Origin of the sequence: Rhodococcus baikonurensis (genome assembly GCF_040489275.1) — a bacterium.
GTDB classification, from domain to species: Bacteria; Actinomycetota; Actinomycetes; order Mycobacteriales; family Mycobacteriaceae; genus Rhodococcus_F; species Rhodococcus_F baikonurensis.
On the sequence record NZ_JBEUOQ010000005.1, the window covers coordinates 375,925 to 393,529 of the forward strand.

Below are 17,605 nucleotides of genomic sequence, written 5' to 3' on the forward strand. Positions count from 1 at the left end.
ACGCGCAGGTCGAGCGCACAAGGCCCCCGAGAGTTTTCGGGGGCCTTTGCTTGTCTACGTCAGCTCCTGAAAAGAATTTCCGACTCCGACCCATCCTGTCGACGACCGACTCCGAATGCCTTCTGACAGTGCACCTCAGCACATCCCTTCAGGAAGGCAGACCCATGAACACCTCTACTCGAGTTCTGGCAGTCACCGCAGCAGCTTCTTTCGCCGTCTTCGGCGTCGTCGGTTGCTCCTCCGACGACAACGATTCGTCGACCGACACCTCGAGCGCCGCCATGACGTCTTCTGCAATGGGATCGAGCATGTCTCCCAGCAGCGCGATGGCAGAGCCCGCTTCTGATCTGGTCGGTGCCGGTTGTGCCGACTATGCAGCCGCAGTACCGAGCGGCGCCGGTTCGGTCAGCGGAATGGCCCAGGATCCGGTTGCCACAGCGGCATCCAACAATCCGTTGCTCACCACCTTGACCGCGGCGGTCTCCGGCCAGCTCAACCCGGACGTCAACCTGGTCGACACCCTCAACGGCGGCGAGTTCACCGTCTTCGCACCGATCGACTCGGCATTCGCCAAGATCGACCCCGCCACGATCGACAGCCTCAAGACGGACAGCGCCACGCTGACCAAGATCCTCACCTACCACGTGGTTCCCGGCCAGATCGCCCCTGACGCGATCGACGGAACGCACCCCACCGCCGAGGGCGGAACGGTCACCGTCACCGGATCCGGTGACAACATCAAGGTCAACGACGCAACTGTCGTCTGCGGTGGAGTCAAGACTGCAAACGCCACCGTCTACCTCATCGATTCGGTGCTGATGCCGCAGTAGTCCCCACCTGCTGTGCGCCTTTGTTAACCCCCCGCGGTTAATAAAGGCGCACAGCGGCCAACGGCGGGCCAAGAGAAAAGAACCGGACATGCACGCTACGGTTGTACGCGATGAAGCGAGACAACTCTTCGTGAGCGAGCCAGACCATGCGTCGGATGCGGCCGACGCATGCCCGACGGACAACTCTGCGGCCCGCACCGCTCGAATCGCGGAATCACGCGAGCTGGCAGTGATCCTCGCGAACGTCGCCGGTGGCGACCAGAACGCCTTTGCCGAGTTCTACGACCGAACCAGCTCCCGCGTCTACGGCATGGTTCTTCGTGTACTCCGTGATCCAGGCTTCTCCGAGGAAGCGGTCCAAGAGGTCTACCTCCAAGCCTGGAAATCGGCCGACAGTTTCGACCCTGCCAAGGGGTCCGCACTCTCCTGGCTTCTGACTCTTGCCCACCGACGCGCGGTGGATCGCGTGCGCTCCGAACAGTCGAGTTCGGATCGACAGGCTCTCTACGACACCACCAATGCCACTCCCGAGTTCGACGTCGTCAGCGACGAAGTGACGCGAAGAGACGAGCATCGTGCTGTCACGGACTGTCTCGAAACGCTGACGGACACGCAGCGCCAATCGGTGACTCTCGCATATTACGGCGGCCGAACGTACCGCGAAGTGGCCGAAGATCTCGGCGTGGCGATTCCCACGATCAAGTCGCGAATTCGCGACGGACTACTGCGCCTACGTGGATGTTTGGGGGTGATGTGAGATGGACGAAGAGCTGATCGACTACGCGTACGCCTACGCGATCGATGCGTTGGACCTCGACGAGCGCCGTGAGGTCGACAGACGCCTCGCCGCTTCGGACTCCGCGACCCGCGCCGAATTCGACGCCCAGGTCCGACTCACCGCCGAAACCATGGCCGCGATGACCGTCGTCGACGCCGTCGAGCCCCCGCCGTCACTGCGTAGTAGCGTCCTCGCCTCGATCTCGGCACAGACGACTGCTGCCGACGCCCCCGTCTCGCTGGCCGAGCGCCGTAATCGTCGACGTCCGTGGACCGTTGCACTTGCCGCGGCAGCCGCAGTCGCAATCCTGGTCGGCGGCATCGGAATCGGACGCACGCTGTCCGACAACACTCCGCCGCAGAACGCAGCGTCCGAAATCATGGCAGCACCCGACGTTCATGCCACGACGCGGGAAATCCCGGGCGGCGGTAGTGCCACGACGCTGTTCTCGCCCTCCGAGGACGCCGCAGTCCTCGTGATGAACGATGTGACTCCCCCGAGTCCGGATACCGTCTACCAGATGTGGCTGGTGCCGGGCGACACCGACGACACCACGATGATCCCGATGGGGACGATGGCTCCGGGCGACGTCAAACCCACTACCCAGGTGGTGCTCGACGGCATCGGCCCGAACACGAAGTTGGCATTCACGGTCGAACCGCCCGGCGGATCGCAGCAGCCCACCAGCGAGCCGTTCGCGACGATCCCGCTCATCTGATCGCCAGACGAAAGAAGAGATCCCCCACCGGAATCCGGCGGGGGATCTTTTCTTTGTCGAAACTACGAGCAGCGAATCAGTGGCTGTGACCGTGTCCGGTGTCGGCAACTTCCTCGGTCGGCTTCTCTACGACGGCGCTCTCGGTGGTGAGGATCATGCGCGCGACGGAAGCAGCGTTGACCACTGCCGAGCGAGTGACCTTGACCGGGTCGACGACGCCGTCGGCAAGCAGGTTTCCGTAGGTGAGGGTGGCGGCGTTGAAGCCTTCGCCCTTGGTCATCTCGGCGACCTTGCTGACGACGACGGAACCGTCGATGCCTGCGTTGCTGGAGATCCAGAACAACGGAGCGTTGAGGGCTTCACGGACCACGGCAACGCCGGTGGCCTCGTCACCCGTCAAGCCGAGGTTCCCGATCAGAGCCGTACCGGCCTGGACGAGAGCCGATCCGCCACCGGGGACGATGCCCTCGGAAACTGCTGCCTTGGCTGCGTTGACCGCATCCTCGACGCGGAACTTGCGTTCCTTCAGATCGGTTTCGGTGGCTGCGCCGACCTTGATGACGGCCACGCCGCCGGACAGCTTCGCCAGACGCTCTTCGAGCTTCTCGCGGTCCCAATCCGAATCGGTGTTCTCGATCTCGCGACGCAGCTGCGCAACGCGGGTCGCGATGTCGTCAGCGGTGCCTGCACCGTCGACGATGACCGTCTCGTCCTTGGTGACGACGACGCGGCGAGCGCTGCCGAGCAGTTCGAGGCCGGCTTCCTTGAGAGAAAGGCCGACGTCGGTGTTGATGACGGTGCCGGCGGTGACGACTGCGAGGTCGTCGAGGAATGCCTTGCGACGATCACCGAAGAACGGCGCCTTGACGGCAACGGCCTTGATGGTCTTGCGGATGGAGTTGACCACCAGGGTGGAGAGAACTTCACCCTCGACGTCCTCGGCGATGATCAAGAGCGGCTTGCCGGATTCGGCAACCTTCTCGAGCAGCGGCAGGAAGTCGGGAAGCGAGCTGATCTTCTCGCGGAAGAGCAGGATCAGCGCGTCTTCGTAGACGGCCTTCTGCGCATCGATGTCGGTGACGAAGTAGGGCGAGAGGTAGCCCTTGTCGAACTGCACACCTTCGGTGACGACGAGTTCGGTTGCAACGGTGGAGGATTCCTCGACCGTCACGACGCCGTCGGTTCCGACACGGGTGAGTGCCTCGCCGACGAGCTTGCCGATCTCCTCGTCACGCGAGGAAACGGTGGCGACCTGAGCGATCGACTTCTCGCCCTCGACGGGGGTGGCTGCGGCGAGCAGTTCCTCGACGACCTTGTCGGCTGCGGCGTTGATGCCGACGCCGAGAGCCATCGGGTTCGCGCCCGCTGCGATGTTCTTGAGTCCGCCGCGGACGATGGCCTGGGCCAGAACGGTCGCGGTGGTGGTGCCGTCGCCGGCAACATCGTTGGTCTTGGTGGCGACACTCTTGACGAGCTGTGCGCCGAGGTTCTCGAAGGGATCTTCGAGCTCGATCTCACGGGCGATGCTCACACCGTCGTTGGTGACGGTGGGGCCGCCGAATGCCTTGGCGAGCACGACGTGGCGTCCACGCGGGCCCAAGGTCACCTTGACGGCGTCGGCAAGCTTGTCGACTCCGGCTTCGAGAGCGCGGCGTGCGGTCTCGTTGAACGCAATTTGCTTGGACATCTGTTCTGTCAGCTCCTGAATCTTCGGGGCGTGAACGCATTCCGCCCCGGGATCCTGTGTGGACTCCGGGGCGGATCACGTGTGTCTTACTTGGAGACGACAGCCAGCACGTCGCGTGCCGACAGGATCAGGTATTCCTGGCCGGCGTACTTGATCTCGGTTCCGCCGTACTTGGAGTAGATGACCGTGTCACCCTCCTTGACGTCGACCGGGATGCGGTTGCCCTGCTCGTTGACGCGGCCTTCGCCGACTGCAACGACGGTGCCCTCCTGGGGCTTTTCCTTGGCTGTGTCAGGAATGACCAGGCCGGAAGCCGTCGTCGTTTCAGCCTCGTTGGCCTGGACGAGGATCTTGTCCTCGAGCGGCTTGATGTTGACGCTCGCCACGATGAGCCCTCCACTTTGGGGTATGTGCGTCCGAGGCGATCCTCGGACAGCTGTTTGGGTATGCCGTTTACGGCGCGTCACTGCAGTCCCGTCGTCGCGGGTGCCGGAACTCGATCAGCGCCAATTGGCACTCTATACGTGAGAGTGCCAACCCTCAAGGACTGGGCGCATTTTTCTCTTCGTCCAGAGCGAAACAGGACAGCCGTCCACCACGTTCACCTATTGTTCACTTCGTGACGAACATCAATCGCCGTAGTTTTCTGACCTTCGCCGGACTCGGCGCCGTCGGCGCGGTCAGCCTTGGCAAGCCGTGGGGCCTGCAATACGCAGGCGCGTCGACCATTCCGACGTCCGGTCCCGGCACCACTCTCGAGTCCGTGTCCACCCCCGTCAGCAGCAGCGGCTACACCAAGCTCACCGCCGGGCCCGGTTGGGCGAACATCGTGCGCAGCGAGTTGGCCGAGCCGAAGTCGGGACGCGAGGACCGACGCACCGCGCTCGCCTCACTCGTGCAGTTGACCGACGTCCACATCGTCGACGCCCAGTCCCCCATGCGCTTCGAATACGTCCATCAGATCACCGGCTCGGCGTTCCGCCCCCAGGAGACCTTGACGGCGCACGGGTTGATTTCGCTTGTCCGACGCGTCAATTCGATCGGGAGTGGCCCGCACACCTCGCGCCCCTTCGATGCCGTCGTCACCACCGGCGACAACACCGACAACAAGGAATTCGCCGAACTCGACTGGTTCCTCACCTCACTCAACGGCGGTACCGTCGTCGCCAACACCGGTGCCAAGGACCGCTACGAGGGCGTGCAGAACTCGGGTGCCGATCTCTACTGGAACCCCGAGTCACCGATGCTCGACATGTACAAGAAGGCCGGTTTCCCGGAGATCCCGGACTTCTTCGGTGCCGCTTTCACTCCCGTGTCGAGCCCCGGCCTGAACACCCCTTGGTACTGCGTGTTCGGCAACCACGACGATTCGGTGTCCGGCACGGTGCCCAGCGGCATCCCGCCGCTCGAAGCGATGTACACGGGATCTCTCAAATTCGAGGTGCCCGGTTCACCGGAGCAGGCCAAGCAGATCGACGTCGCCACCAAGTTCGATCCCAGTGCGATTCCCGGAATCCTGTCCGCCTTCACGACGCCGCCGCGCCAGGTCACCCCCGACCCGTCGCGCGCGCCGTTCACGCCCCGGCAGTTCATCGCCGCACATCTCGACCCCGCGCACACCGGTCCCGGTCCCGTCGGGCACGGTTTCGCTCCCGACGCCGGAGAAACCGGTATCGGTTACTACTCGTTCCAGATCGCACCGGGCGTCGTCGGTATCAGCATGGACTCCACCAACCGCGCAGGCCTTGTCGACGGTTCGCTGGGCGCCGCTCAGTTCCAGTGGATCGAGAACACCCTGCGCGCCGGCAGCAGCACCTACTACGACGCCGCGGGCTCTCGTGTCACCGAGTCGCGCAGCGACACGTATTTCGTGCTGTTCAGTCACCACACGAGCGACACGATGGACAATCTCGTTCCCGACCCCGAGAACGTCCTCGAGCCACGCCTGCGCGGATCACAGCTTCTCGACTTGCTGCATCGTTTCCCGAACGTACTTGCCTGGGTCAACGGACACACCCACGAGAACAAGATCACCCCGTGGCCCGGCGCGACCCCCGAGCAGGGCTTCTGGGAGATCAACACCGCCTCTCACATCGACTACCCGCAGCTCGGGCGCATCATCGAGATCGCGGACAACCACGACGGAACGGTGTCGTTGCTTGCGACGCTCTTCGAAGCGGAAAGCCCCAATTCCGTCGACTACAGCGACAAGTCGGCGGCCGGACTCGCCTCGCTGTACCGCGAACTGTCGTTCAACGACATCCACCGCGACCCGAAGCTGACGGGTGCCGGCGTCGACCAGAACGTCGAATTGTTGGTCCACACCGGACGATGACTCCGTTTGCCGCAGTGTCCTGGGTGACTTCAGGGTCCCCGGTGACTTCAGGGTCCCCGGTGACTTCAGGGTCCTAGGCGACTTCAGTGTCCTAGGTGACTTCTGGTCCGCTCGAAGGCGAGCGGTGCGCTTTCGCCCACGACACTGCGGCAACGACGAATCGAACTCCGAATCCGATCAACACCAGATTGCAGACGATCTGGAGGCTCACGAGTCCCCTGGCAAGGTCCGTCTGTGCAGCGATGTCACCGAAGCCGACGGTCGAGAACACCGACAGCGAAAAGTACAGGGCCGCCATACGCGACAGCGGTTCGGTGAAACTGCCGACGCTCGCATGCTCGACCGAAAAATAGGTGATGGACACCAAGAGTAAGTAGGTCGGCATCACGACCGCCACTGCTTCGACCGCCTGCAGAGAGGGCACATCGGAACGCAGAATTCGACGCACCTGCCAGGTCGTCACGGCAAGCACCGCGGCTCCTCCACCGATCAAGAGGAAGATCGCACCCACGGTGTGGACATCGATCCACGGCAGGAAGAAGTACGCACATCCGAAGGCGATCATCGTCAGCGTGGGTCGAAGCAGTGCACCCCGGATCAGCGTGCGTCGTCGATCCCGGTCGATGTGGGGAGAATCGCCTTTTTTCCGCATGAATCAATGATCGACAATTTCGCAGGTAAAACCACCCTTTCGGTCCGAAAAGGACGTCACGGAGACGAAAAGCACTGAGCAATCCTCACGAACCTTCTGTAACGTTCATATAACGGCGGTCGATTGAACATTGACCGGTATTGACTGTGAGGAGGTGTGCGATGAGTTGTTCACTGGGAATTTCCACTGGATCTTCCGGTGTCTATTCAGCACTCGTCGACACCGATACCAGCACAAACGCGCCAGGCGCCGTGCCTGCCGAGACTCGCTTCGTCTCGGCGGATCAGGCCAATTCCAACGTCGGTGACCTCGTCAGAGCATCCATCAAGCTGATGACGACGCAGGTAACGGACGGATCTGAAGCGCCGCGCTCGATCGGTGTCAGCTATCGCACCGACGACCAGCTCGCGAGCATCAAGTCATCTCTCTCGCGCTCGCCGAAGCAGGTCCGTGCCATCCCTGAACCTGCCGCAGTACACGCGTATCTCGCCGAGACCGGGAAAACCGAGCGGTACTACACGACAGCTCAGGTCGACGTCGGCGATCAGGGTCTGACGGTGTCCGTCGTCGACCACACCGGTGAAGTTCTGCATTCCGACCGCATCGACGCCCTCGCGGGGGCCGGAATCGACCGGGCATTGGTCGACTTCGTGACCGAGAAGGCGCCAGGGCACCTGCGCCGGTACACCGACGCGGAACTTCTTTCCGCCCGGTGCCACGTCGCGAAGGAGCAACTGTCCACTGCCACCAAGGTGACCATCGACCTTCCCGTCGACGCCATGGCAATCACGCGCGACGAGTTCGAAGCCATCATCGCCCCGGATATCGAGCGCGCCGTCACCTTCATCCGTGAAGTCGTGAACGGCTCACCGCGGCCCGTCGGAGCCGTTGTGCTCATCGGCGGTGGCGCACACATTCCGGCCGTGCGGTCCGCCGTCGCCGCTGCCGTCGATCTCCCACTGGTCGAGATCGTCGAGCCCGAGACTGCGGCAACCAAAGGTGCTGCACTCCTGGCAGATTCGATCACCGCAATTCGTTTCCCCCTGCTGGGCTCCGGAAGTGACCAGCGCTCCGGATCCACCGCCAAGGTCTCGGGCGCTTTGATCGGTGCGCTCGTGGTCGGCGGACTGGTACTCGGCTACGGTGCAAAGGAATTGGTGCCGACCGACGACACCGCGGTCTCGCCTGTCGGAACCGGTTCGACCACGACGACGGTGAGCCCCGAAGCGACGACGAGCACCGGATCGACGATCATCCCCTCGCATGATCCTCTGCCTTCGGTAGCAGGCAGCACGTTCCCGCAGTACGGCTATCCCACAACGCCGTTCGACTCACAGCCGTACGACACGCACTCGTACACAACACATCAGTACACACTTCCGCCTGCGCCGATCCCGAACACCGAGACGACAACTACGCCGCCGACGACCACACCAACCTCACCGAGTTGGCCGACCATCCCGGGAGTCACACTGCCCGATCCACCGGCGTGGTGGCCGACGCTCCCGGACACCGAGGCGACGCCTCCGGTCGATCCGACCGAGGCGAACCCCGGCGGCGGTGTCGGCCCGGGCGAAAGTGGCGGAGAAAACCCGACGACGCCGGAAAACCCTGGAAGCGGTTCCACCGAAACCGAAATCACGGCCCCCGGCGGTGGTGATCCGACGACTAAGCCCGGTGAACCGAATACCTCGATGCCCGAAACCGGTCCCGCGACCACACCGGATCGGGAACCGGTCCCAGTCGGTTGATTCTCGGTCGGTCGATTCTCAGCGCATCAACTGGCTGATCGAGACCGACAGCCCCGGGTCCGTAGCCACACTCAATTCCGAAGGGCCTGCGCCGTTTCCGATCAGGTGGGCGGCCAACGAAGCGATCATCACGCCGTTGTCCGTGCAGAGTCGAGGTTTCGGAATGCGCAACGTGATGCCGGCTTCGGCGCAGCGCTGCTCGGCGAGTGAGCGAATACGTGAATTAGCCGTGGCGCCGCCGCCGAGGACCAAGGTGTCGACCCCGACGTCCTTGGCTGCACGCACTGCCTTCATCGTCAGGACGTCGGCAACGGCTTCCTGGAACGAGGCGGCGATGTCCGGAATCGAAAAGGTCTCGCCTGCGCGCTCTTTCGATTCGACATAGCGGGCGACGGACGTCTTGAGTCCCGAGAACGAGAAGTCGTGCCGCGAATCGCGCGGCCCCGTCATGCCGCGAGGGAAGGCGATCGCGTTCCGATCTCCCTCTTGCGCAGCAGCGTCGAGTGCCGGTCCGCCGGGAAAGCCGAGTCCGAGCAGTCTGGCCACCTTGTCGAAGGCCTCGCCGGCGGCGTCGTCGACAGTCGTTCCCAGCTCGACGATGGGCTTGCCCAGATCTTCGACGTGAAGCAGGTGCGTGTGACCACCGGAGACCAGCAATGCGACGCACGAGGGCAACGGACCGTGTTCGAGAGTGTCCACCGAGACGTGGCCACCGAGATGATTGACCGCATAGAACGGGATGTTCCATGCTGCCGCATAGGCTTTCGCTGCGGCGACACCGACCAGCAGCGCGCCGGCCAGGCCGGGTCCGATGGTGACGGCGAGTGCGTCGGGCTTCTCGACACCGGCGGCCGCAAGAGCGCGGCGCATCGTCGGTACTATCGCCTCGAGGTGAGCCCGTGAGGCCACTTCGGGAACGACTCCCCCGTATCTGGCGTGCTGATCCACGCTCGATGCCACCTCGTCGGCCAACAGGTCGCAGGTTCCGTCACCGTTCCAGCGAACGATGCCGACACCTGTTTCGTCGCAAGAGCTTTCGACACCCATGACGATCATGCTTGCTGCTCCTCAATTTCGCGGACACCGAGCACGGCAGGCCGTCTCATCGTGTACGCATCTGCCCCACTGGGCTGGTAGTACTTCTTTCGCGTTCCGACGATCTCGAATCCTTCGCGTCGGTACAGCGCGATGGCAGGCTCGTTGTCGGTGCGCACTTCCAGGAACACCGGGCACTGGCGTGAATCCGCCAGGGCCAGAAGCGCATCGAGCAACGCGCCGCCGATTCCCAGTCGCTGAGTCGAGGGATCCGTACCGATGGTGTGAACCTCGGCCTCCATGTTCGGCGACGCCCCCAACAAGGCAACTCCGGCGTATCCGAGGACGTGACCGTCTGGTTCTCTGGCAACGAAGTAATGATTATGTGCGCCGGCAAGTTCCGAAACGAATGCTTGCGCGCTCCAGGGACCGTCGCCCGCGAACAACGCGCGTTCCAACTCCGCGCACCGTTCGGCGTCATCGACGTTCATCGGCTCGATGCTGTACTTCATCTGCTCTGTCTCACTTGCCACGTTCTGCGAGGGTCTTCGCGTCCGGGCGTCGCAGGTACAGCGGCTCCAGCGGGGCCGGAACCGAGCCGGCCAGAATCTCGCGAGCAGCGACTGTCACCAACCCGGCCGGTGACGGTGTTTCCGCCGGGTCGACGGGCAGATCGAAGAAGTCCACGTGCGAAGCGGATCCGGCAATCAGCGTCGAAGGCGAAGGATCAACGTCGCCGGCGGAATTCACAGCCGGTCCTTCGACGCGCACCCCTCTGTCATAGCGCGCCCAGTAGATCTCGCGACGCCTCGCGTCAGTCACGACGAGCAGGCTCGGTGTGGTCGGTACCGCAGCCGCGATGGCGTCGAGGCTGCACACGCCGTACACGGGAACACCGAGTGCATCACCGAAGGCAGCGCCTGTCGCCATGCCGACGCGCAGTCCGGTGTACGGCCCCGGCCCGACACCCACGACAACGGCGTTCAACTCTGCCGGAGTGATCCCTGCCTCGGCGAGGCATTCGAGGACGTGAGGGGTCAAGACCTCGGCGTGCGCACGAGGATTGACCGTGACACGCACGGCAAGCGTCTCCACTGTGTCCGGTGACTCTGCGTCCAGTGACACTGGGTCCGGTGACGAAGCCGACAGGGAGACGACTCCGGCAGTGACTGCCGGAGTGGAGGTGTCAATTGCGAGAACAAGCACGATTTCTCAGGGTACCCGCACGTGAAGAACTACTTCCGGCCCGGGAGGGTCACGACGTCCAGGACCAACTCGCAGTCCGCACATCCGATTCGGGTTCCCGATGAAGCTGCACTCGCAGGTGCCGTTCGACGAGCCTTTCCACGACGTCACCACCCCATTCGACCACCACCACTGCATCGGTGAGGTCGGTGTCGAGGTCGAGGGCATCGAGTTCGTCGAGCGCATGCGGTCCGCTGTCTCCCAGCCGGTATGCGTCGACGTGGATCATGCCGACGGGAACTCCGCCGCCGGGGCGGGTGCCCGGACGATGCTCACGAGCGATGACGAACGTCGGGGACGTCACCCGGCCCTGCACCCCGAGCCCGGCGCCGATTCCGCGCGTCAACGCGGTCTTGCCTGCCCCGAGTGGACCGTCCAGCACCACCAGGTCGCCGGCAACAAGTCCCGCCGCCAAGCGTCGGCCGAAAGCCTCGGTATCCCCGGCCGTTTCCAACGTGATCTGTCCGGACACGGGAAGTCCCGTGGAGTTCTCAGCCGACATCGGACCGCTCTTCTACCTGCGCTCGCTGCACCAACTTGTCGATTGCGTCCGTCACGATCGCCGGGAACTCGAGCTGCACCAGATGGCCTGCCCCGTGAACTCTCACGAGTTCGGATTCGGGGAGATCGGCAGCGAGACGCTTCGAGCTGATGAACGGAATCATCATGTCTTGATCGCCGCAGATCACGACTGCCGGTGTGTGCGCGAGGACCTCGAGGGAAGCGGACTCGTCGTGCAGTTCCAACGTCCGCAAGAAATTGACGATGGTCACGACCGAGGTCCGGTCGAGCATGCCGTCCGACAGTTCATGCAGCCGCGGGCTGACATCGGTGCCGTACGAGGCCGCACGCAGGATCGGCGTGATCAGTACTCGCGCAGCGCCGCGGGCATGCTGAACCACTCCTGGCGAGGTGCGCACTGCCAACCGGAACCCGTCGATGATCGGATTCTGCAGATTACGGGTCAGACCGGTCTCGGCCAGCCCGGCCGCCGTCGTCGCGACCAGCCCGACGCCGATGACTCGTCCCTCGAACCATTCGGGTCGCTGACCGGCGAGCGCGAGCACCGTCATGCCACCCATCGAGTGACCGACCAGAACTATCGGTCCCTTGGGCACTTTGGCCTCGACGACAGTCGCGAGGTCGCGGCCCAGCTGCGAGACCGTACAACTCTTCGAACGCGGCATGCCCGAATCTCCGTGTCCGCGCTGGTCGTAGAACACCATTCGAACCGTGTTGCCCCATCGCTCTTCGAGCTGGCGGCGCTGGAAATGCCAGGACAGCGCACTCAGGCAGTACCCGTGCACGAAAACGACTGTCAGCGGAGCGTCATCCGGCCCCACTTCGCGAACTGCGAGCTCGACACCGTCCTCGGTGCGCACAGTGCTCTTGCGGTCGCGCGTCATGAGGTCGAAGTCCTCGTCCGCGTAGATTTCCCGGCCCGGACGCGTCGCGGTCTTGAATGCATTCACGCCGGCCATCGAGCCGAGCGCCACAGCGCTGAGCAGGCCACCGAGAATGCTCATCTTTCCTGCAGTCTTCATGACGTCCCTCCCCCGATGTATGTACGCACAGTGCGTCCACGTATTCCGGTCACGACCTCGTAGTGAATCGTGTCGAGTACGTCGGCCCAGGCCTGCGCGTTGGGTTCGCCCTGATCGCCGTTGCCGAAGAAGATCGCGGTGTCACCTTCGCGAACTCCGTCGCCGTCCGGCCCCAGGTCCACCAATACCTGGTCCATGCAGATCCGCCCGACGGCCCGGCGACGCTTACCGCCCAACTGCACTTCGAACTTGCCGCTGAGTGAACGACACAGACCGTCGGCGTAGCCGACGGGAAGCAGCGCAAGAGTGGTGTCGTGCGGTGCGACCCACTGATGCCCGTAGGAGACGCCCTCTCCGGCGGCCACCTTCTTCACCAGAATCACCTTCGCTCGCAGCGTCATCGCCGGTCGTAAACCGAAATCTCCGAGTTCGGGCACCGGAGACAATCCATATATCGCAATTCCGGGCCGAACCATGTCAAATTGCAGGTCAGGACGGGTGACTGTCGCGGCGGAGTTGGAAAGATGAACCACTTCGGGTTCGAATCCGCGAGCGCGGACGTCGGCAACCGCGTCGATCAAACGCTGCTTCTGCATGTCGATGACGTCGTGATGCGGTTCGTCCGAGTGCGCAAGATGGGAGAACACTCCGCGCAGCCTGATCGTGCCCTCGTCCCGGGCAGTTGCGAGGTCGTCGAGCATCTTCGGCCACTCGGTTCTCGATACGCCGTTGCGATTGAGACCGGTGTCCACCTTGAGCGTCACCGTCGCTGGTTGTCCCAGAACCCGTGCCGCGTCGACGACAGCAGCCAGGTGTCGCGGCGAGGACACGCCGATCTCGACATCGGATCGGATCGCCGAGGAGAAATCGGCGTCGACGCCATGCAGCCAGGCCAGGACGGGAGCGGTGATGCCTGCCTCGCGAAGAACCAATGCCTCCGCGATGGTGGTGACGCCGAGTTCCCGGGCTCCGGCCGAGAGCGCCGTTCGCGCCACCGCAACTGCGCCGTGGTTGTATCCGTCCGCCTTGATGACCGCCATCAACGCGGCGTCCCCGGCAAATTCACGCAGAACACGCACGTTGTGCGCGATCGCGTCCAGATCGACGACTACCTCCGTCTGCGGCCCTACTGCGTCTTCGAGTCGGCTCGCCTTCCCCTCGGCAGGCTCCTTCGGTGCTCTTCCCTGGGCAAGCGTCATGGCGACAATCCTGCCACCCACGCAGAATCGGACACGTGTTCGGGTTTGAACACCCTCAATCAAGGGCAAAAGAGCGAAGCACCCGCACCGACTCGCGCAGACCTCCCAGCAGGGGCGAAGCCGAAATCGGTGCTCCGGCGACATCGCTCTGATCGCCGGCAGCGGCGATATTCGCAGCCAACGCGTGAGCCCGCGCCCCGACGGCCCCGGCTTCGAGAGGGCTCAGTCCCGCCGCCAGCAACGCGCCGATCACACCGGAGAGGATGTCGCCCGAGCCTGCGGTCGACGCCCAGGAGCCGCCGGCGTCGTTGACCAGGACCTCACCGCCGGGATCCGAGATCACCGTCGTGCGGCCCTTCAGCAGAACCGTGACTCCGAGGCGCTCGGCGAGAGCACGTGTGGACGCGATTCTGTCGTCGCCCAGGGGTGTGAATCGTGCGAACTCGCCGGCGTGGGGCGTCAACAATGTCGGCGCGGTGCGGGCTGCGACAAGTTCGGGACGCTGAGCGAGGAGGGTGAGTCCGTCCGCATCGACGACAACGGGTACATCGGTAGCCAGCACCGACGCCAGAAGCCGCGCGGCGTCGTCGTCGGTACCCATGCCGGGGCCGACCACCCAGGCCTGAACCCGCCCCGCGGCGTGGAACGTCTCACTGGCAATCACTTCCGGGAACCGGGCGAGCACCTCGGCGGAGCCGTGCCCGGCGTAGCGGACCAGGCCGGAAGTGGCGGTCACCGCGGCGCCGGTGCAGAGCACGCCCGCGCCGGGATACTGCTCACTTCCCGCAACGATGCCCACCACACCCTGCGAATACTTGTCGTCCCCCGGGCCGGGCACCGGCCACAGCGCACCGACCTCCGCCGGATCGAGTGAACCGAACGCCGGTTCGTCGACGTTCAATCCGATGTCCACGAGTTCGACACGACCACACAGCGGAGCCGCGAGTACGTGTACGGGCTTGAGCGCGCCGAATGTGACCGTCACGTCAGCGGTCACCGACGGGCCGTCCACCGAGCCGGTGTTCGCGTCGACGCCGCTCGGAAGATCGACCGCCACGATCGGTGCATCCAGTTGGCCGACGAGTTCAGCCGCGTCAGGTCGCAGACCGCCGTGCCCGGAAATCCCGACGATGCCGTCGATCACCAGATCCGGCGACCCGACGTCGGCAGCGACTCGGCCACCGGCCTTCAAGAGAGCGTCGAGGCCCGCCCGATGAGCGCGCGCCGGATCGAGCAACACGGCCCGCACGCTCACACCTCGTTTGCGGAGCAACGCACCCGCCCACAGGGCATCACCGCCGTTGTCGCCGGTACCGACCAGAAGCGTCACCGACCGATGCGCGACCGATCCTGTACGGGAACGTAATTCGTCCGCGACGACTCGCGCAAGGCCGAAGGCCGCTCGACGCATCAGCACCCCGTCGGGCAGCTTGTCGAGCAGCGGCGCCTCCGCTGCTCGCACCTGATCGGCTGTGTAGTACCCACGCATGTCGGAACCCTTCAGTTGCCGTCGCTACCCTCGGAACCATGAAATCACGTCTTCGCCCGGCAATCGCGGGACTCGTCCTCGCCCTCGGTCTGGTCGGGTGCAGTTCCAGCACAGACACCACACCATCTGCGGCCGAAACGACGGCGAGCGGACCCGTGGTGACCATCTCCGGGATGGCGTACTCCCCCGCTTCCCTCACCGTGAACGTCGGCGACACCGTCACGTGGGTATTCGACGACAACGGAATGGCCCACGACGTCAACGGCCTCGGCGACGCGAAGGGCAAACTCCGCAGTCCGCTCAAGAAATCGGGAACCTACACCTACACGTTCACCGAACCCGGAACTTACGACTACACCTGCACACCGCATCCCGAGATGCGCGGAACCGTCGTCGTTCAAGCGCCGTAATGCACTCGGGCCCCGCAGTCTTTCGACTGCGGGGCCCGAGCTGTCTTGCGAAAGCTATTCGACCGTAACCGATTTCGCCAGGTTACGCGGCTTGTCGACGTCGTAGCCGCGTGCGGCTGCAACCTCGGCCGCAAAGATCTGCAACGGAACCGTGGACAGCAACGGCTGCAGCAGGGTAGGTGACGCCGGAATCTCGATCAGGTGATCCGCGTGCGCCGCGGCGACGGTGTCGCCTTCCTCCGCGATGACGATCGTCGTCGCACCGCGCGCTTTGATCTCCTGAATGTTGGACACCAACTTCGAGTGCAGGACAGCGCGGCCCTGCGGCGACGGCATGACGATGATGACCGGAAGGTCCTCCTCGATCAAGGCGATCGGGCCGTGCTTGAGCTCGCCGGCGGCAAAGCCCTCGGCGTGCATGTACGCAAGCTCCTTGAGCTTGAGCGCACCCTCGAGCGCCACCGGGTAGCCGACGTGGCGACCCAGAAACAGCACGGTCGACGCGTGCGCGAACTGGCGTGCCAACGCGCGCACCGGTTCTGCGGTCTCGAGTACCTTGCTGACCAAAGCGGGCATCGCTTCGAGGTCGGCATACTCGCGGGCAACCTCGTCCGGATATTTGGTGCCGCGCGCCTGCGCCAAAGCCAAACCGACGAGGTAGTTCGCGGTCACCTGCGCAAGGAACGCCTTGGTGGACGCGACCGCGATTTCCGGTCCTGCCCGGGTGTAGAGGACGGCGTCGGCCTCGCGAGGGATCTGCGCACCGTTGGTGTTGCAGATCGCGAGGACCCGTGCCTTCTGATCCTTGGCATGCTTGACAGCTTCGAGTGTGTCGGCCGTCTCCCCCGACTGCGAGATCGCGACGACGAGCGTCGAACGATCGAGAACCGGGTCGCGGTAACGGAATTCGCTGGCGAGTTCGACCTCGACAGGTAGACGCGTCCAATGCTCGATCGCGTACTTCGCCAACAGGCCGGAATGGTAAGCACTACCGCAGGCGACGACGAACACCTTGTCGACGTCGCGCAGCTCCTGGTCCGACAACCGCTGCTCGTCGAGGACGATCTTCCCGTTCTCGAAGTGTCCGAGGAGAGTGTCGGCAACCGCAGTCGGCTGCTCTTCGATCTCCTTGAGCATGAAGTAGTCGTGACCACCCTTTTCGGCGGCCGCGAGATCCCAGTCGATGCGGAACGGGCGTCCTTCTGCCTCGTTGCCCGCGAAGTCCGAGATCCGGTAGCTGTCGGCAGTGATCACCACTGCCTGATCCTGTCCGAGTTCGACCGCATCGCGCGTGTGCTCGATGAACGCGGCGACGTCGGAGCCGAGGAACATCTCGCCCTCACCGACACCGACGACGAGCGGCGTCGAGCGACGCGCGGCGACAATCGTGTCCGCGTGGTCGGCGTGCGTGAAGACGAGCGTGAACGCACCTTCCAACCGGCGAACCACCGACAGGGCACTCTCGATGAAGTCGCCTGCCGTCGGCCCCTGCGCGTACGCCCGGGCTACCAGGTGGACTGCCACCTCGGAATCCGTGTCGCTCTGAAGCTCGACGCCTGCAGCCTCGAGCTCCGCTCGCAGCGGGGCGAAGTTCTCGATGATTCCGTTGTGAACGACAGCCAGCTTGCCCGACGCATCACGATGCGGGTGTGCATTGCGATCCGTCGGACGCCCGTGCGTCGCCCACCGGGTATGGCCCATACCGGACGTACCGACGAAGTGATCCGCGCCGTACTCGCCGAGCTCCGCCTCGAGGTTGGCCAACTTACCGGCCTTACGCTCGATCTCGACCCCACCGGTTCCGTCGAGAATCGCGATTCCCGACGAGTCGTACCCGCGATACTCCATTCGCCGTAAAGCCTCCACCACAACGCCCAGAGCTGGGCGGTGGCCGACGTATCCCACGATTCCGCACATGGTGACTCAGGGTAC

Annotated in this window: 17 protein-coding genes; 6 read left to right on the top strand and 11 right to left on the bottom strand. The window is 64.1% G+C overall.

Going from position 1 to position 17,605, the window contains the following annotated elements:
- The first annotated feature begins 164 nt into the window (after positions 1 to 164).
- The 3 genes from ABWI03_RS15125 (at position 165) to ABWI03_RS15135 (ending at position 2,326) form a co-directional block, all read left to right on the top strand.
- Positions 165 to 830, top strand: a complete 666-nt coding sequence (locus ABWI03_RS15125) for a fasciclin domain-containing protein (RefSeq protein ID WP_007728616.1) — start codon at positions 165 to 167, stop codon at positions 828 to 830.
- Between the two features lie 88 nt (positions 831 to 918).
- Positions 919 to 1,587 (top strand): sigma-70 family RNA polymerase sigma factor, encoded by a 669-nt coding sequence (locus tag ABWI03_RS15130; protein WP_283376904.1) that lies wholly within the window; start codon positions 919 to 921, stop codon positions 1,585 to 1,587.
- Position 1,588: 1 nt separating this feature from the next.
- Positions 1,589 to 2,326: an anti-sigma factor gene (locus ABWI03_RS15135; protein WP_095968924.1), complete on the top strand. Its 738-nt coding sequence runs from the start codon at positions 1,589 to 1,591 to the stop codon at positions 2,324 to 2,326.
- Positions 2,327 to 2,402: 76 nt separating this feature from the next.
- Here ABWI03_RS15135 and groL read toward each other — a convergent pair whose 3' ends face one another.
- Both groL and groES read right to left on the bottom strand, forming a co-directional pair.
- A complete protein-coding gene (gene groL / locus ABWI03_RS15140; RefSeq protein ID WP_003940715.1) occupies positions 2,403 to 4,013 on the bottom strand; it encodes a chaperonin GroEL in 1,611 nt (536 codons plus the stop codon).
- An 86-nt stretch (positions 4,014 to 4,099) separates the two neighbouring features.
- Entirely contained in the window at positions 4,100 to 4,399 is a 300-nt protein-coding gene (gene groES / locus ABWI03_RS15145) for a co-chaperone GroES (protein ID WP_003940763.1), read from the bottom strand.
- Between the two features lie 233 nt (positions 4,400 to 4,632).
- On the opposite strand from groES, the gene ABWI03_RS15150 reads away from it, so the two are divergent.
- A complete protein-coding gene (locus ABWI03_RS15150; RefSeq protein WP_124566535.1) occupies positions 4,633 to 6,348 on the top strand; it encodes a TIGR03767 family metallophosphoesterase in 1,716 nt (571 codons plus the stop codon).
- Between the two features lie 91 nt (positions 6,349 to 6,439).
- Here ABWI03_RS15150 and ABWI03_RS15155 read toward each other — a convergent pair whose 3' ends face one another.
- Positions 6,440 to 7,000 carry a potassium channel family protein gene (locus ABWI03_RS15155; RefSeq protein ID WP_095968922.1) on the bottom strand — a complete coding sequence of 187 codons (561 nt, stop codon included), beginning with the start codon at positions 6,998 to 7,000 and terminating at the stop codon, positions 6,440 to 6,442.
- Between the two features lie 161 nt (positions 7,001 to 7,161).
- Here ABWI03_RS15155 and ABWI03_RS15160 point away from each other — a divergent pair, with 161 nt between their 5' ends.
- Positions 7,162 to 8,751, top strand: a complete 1,590-nt coding sequence (locus tag ABWI03_RS15160) for an Hsp70 family protein (RefSeq protein ID WP_298778617.1) — start codon at positions 7,162 to 7,164, stop codon at positions 8,749 to 8,751.
- A gap of 18 nt (positions 8,752 to 8,769) precedes the next feature.
- On the opposite strand, the gene tsaD is transcribed toward ABWI03_RS15160, so the two are convergent.
- The 7 genes from tsaD to ABWI03_RS15195 are packed head-to-tail and all read right to left on the bottom strand — an operon-like array spanning position 8,770 to position 15,263.
- On the bottom strand, positions 8,770 to 9,807 hold the full coding sequence (tsaD, locus tag ABWI03_RS15165; protein WP_166810879.1) for a tRNA (adenosine(37)-N6)-threonylcarbamoyltransferase complex transferase subunit TsaD: 1,038 nt from the start codon (positions 9,805 to 9,807) through the stop codon (positions 8,770 to 8,772).
- The gene (rimI, locus tag ABWI03_RS15170) at positions 9,804 to 10,298 is read right to left on the bottom strand and encodes a ribosomal protein S18-alanine N-acetyltransferase (RefSeq protein WP_124566599.1); all 495 of its coding nucleotides are present in this window, start codon (positions 10,296 to 10,298) and stop codon (positions 9,804 to 9,806) included. The genes tsaD and rimI overlap by 4 nt, the downstream gene beginning before the upstream one ends.
- 10 nt (positions 10,299 to 10,308) lie before the next feature.
- Positions 10,309 to 10,992, bottom strand: a complete 684-nt coding sequence (tsaB, locus tag ABWI03_RS15175) for a tRNA (adenosine(37)-N6)-threonylcarbamoyltransferase complex dimerization subunit type 1 TsaB (RefSeq protein ID WP_298778624.1) — start codon at positions 10,990 to 10,992, stop codon at positions 10,309 to 10,311.
- 49 nt (positions 10,993 to 11,041) lie between these two features.
- A complete protein-coding gene (gene tsaE, locus ABWI03_RS15180; RefSeq protein ID WP_298778627.1) occupies positions 11,042 to 11,533 on the bottom strand; it encodes a tRNA (adenosine(37)-N6)-threonylcarbamoyltransferase complex ATPase subunit type 1 TsaE in 492 nt (163 codons plus the stop codon).
- The gene (locus ABWI03_RS15185; RefSeq protein ID WP_298778631.1) at positions 11,523 to 12,575 is read right to left on the bottom strand and encodes an alpha/beta fold hydrolase; all 1,053 of its coding nucleotides are present in this window, start codon (positions 12,573 to 12,575) and stop codon (positions 11,523 to 11,525) included. The genes tsaE and ABWI03_RS15185 overlap by 11 nt, the downstream gene beginning before the upstream one ends.
- Positions 12,572 to 13,774, bottom strand: a complete 1,203-nt coding sequence (gene alr, locus ABWI03_RS15190; RefSeq protein WP_298778634.1) for an alanine racemase — start codon at positions 13,772 to 13,774, stop codon at positions 12,572 to 12,574. Before alr ends, ABWI03_RS15185 begins: the two co-directional genes overlap by 4 nt.
- 55 nt (positions 13,775 to 13,829) lie before the next feature.
- A complete protein-coding gene (locus ABWI03_RS15195; RefSeq protein WP_298778635.1) occupies positions 13,830 to 15,263 on the bottom strand; it encodes an NAD(P)H-hydrate dehydratase in 1,434 nt (477 codons plus the stop codon).
- 38 nt (positions 15,264 to 15,301) lie between these two features.
- Here ABWI03_RS15195 and ABWI03_RS15200 point away from each other — a divergent pair, with 38 nt between their 5' ends.
- Positions 15,302 to 15,673: a plastocyanin/azurin family copper-binding protein gene (locus ABWI03_RS15200; RefSeq protein ID WP_095968914.1), complete on the top strand. Its 372-nt coding sequence runs from the start codon at positions 15,302 to 15,304 to the stop codon at positions 15,671 to 15,673.
- A 54-nt stretch (positions 15,674 to 15,727) separates the two neighbouring features.
- On the opposite strand, the gene glmS is transcribed toward ABWI03_RS15200, so the two are convergent.
- On the bottom strand, positions 15,728 to 17,590 hold the full coding sequence (gene glmS / locus ABWI03_RS15205) for a glutamine--fructose-6-phosphate transaminase (isomerizing) (RefSeq protein ID WP_003940837.1): 1,863 nt from the start codon (positions 17,588 to 17,590) through the stop codon (positions 15,728 to 15,730).
- Positions 17,591 to 17,605 lie beyond the last annotated feature (15 nt).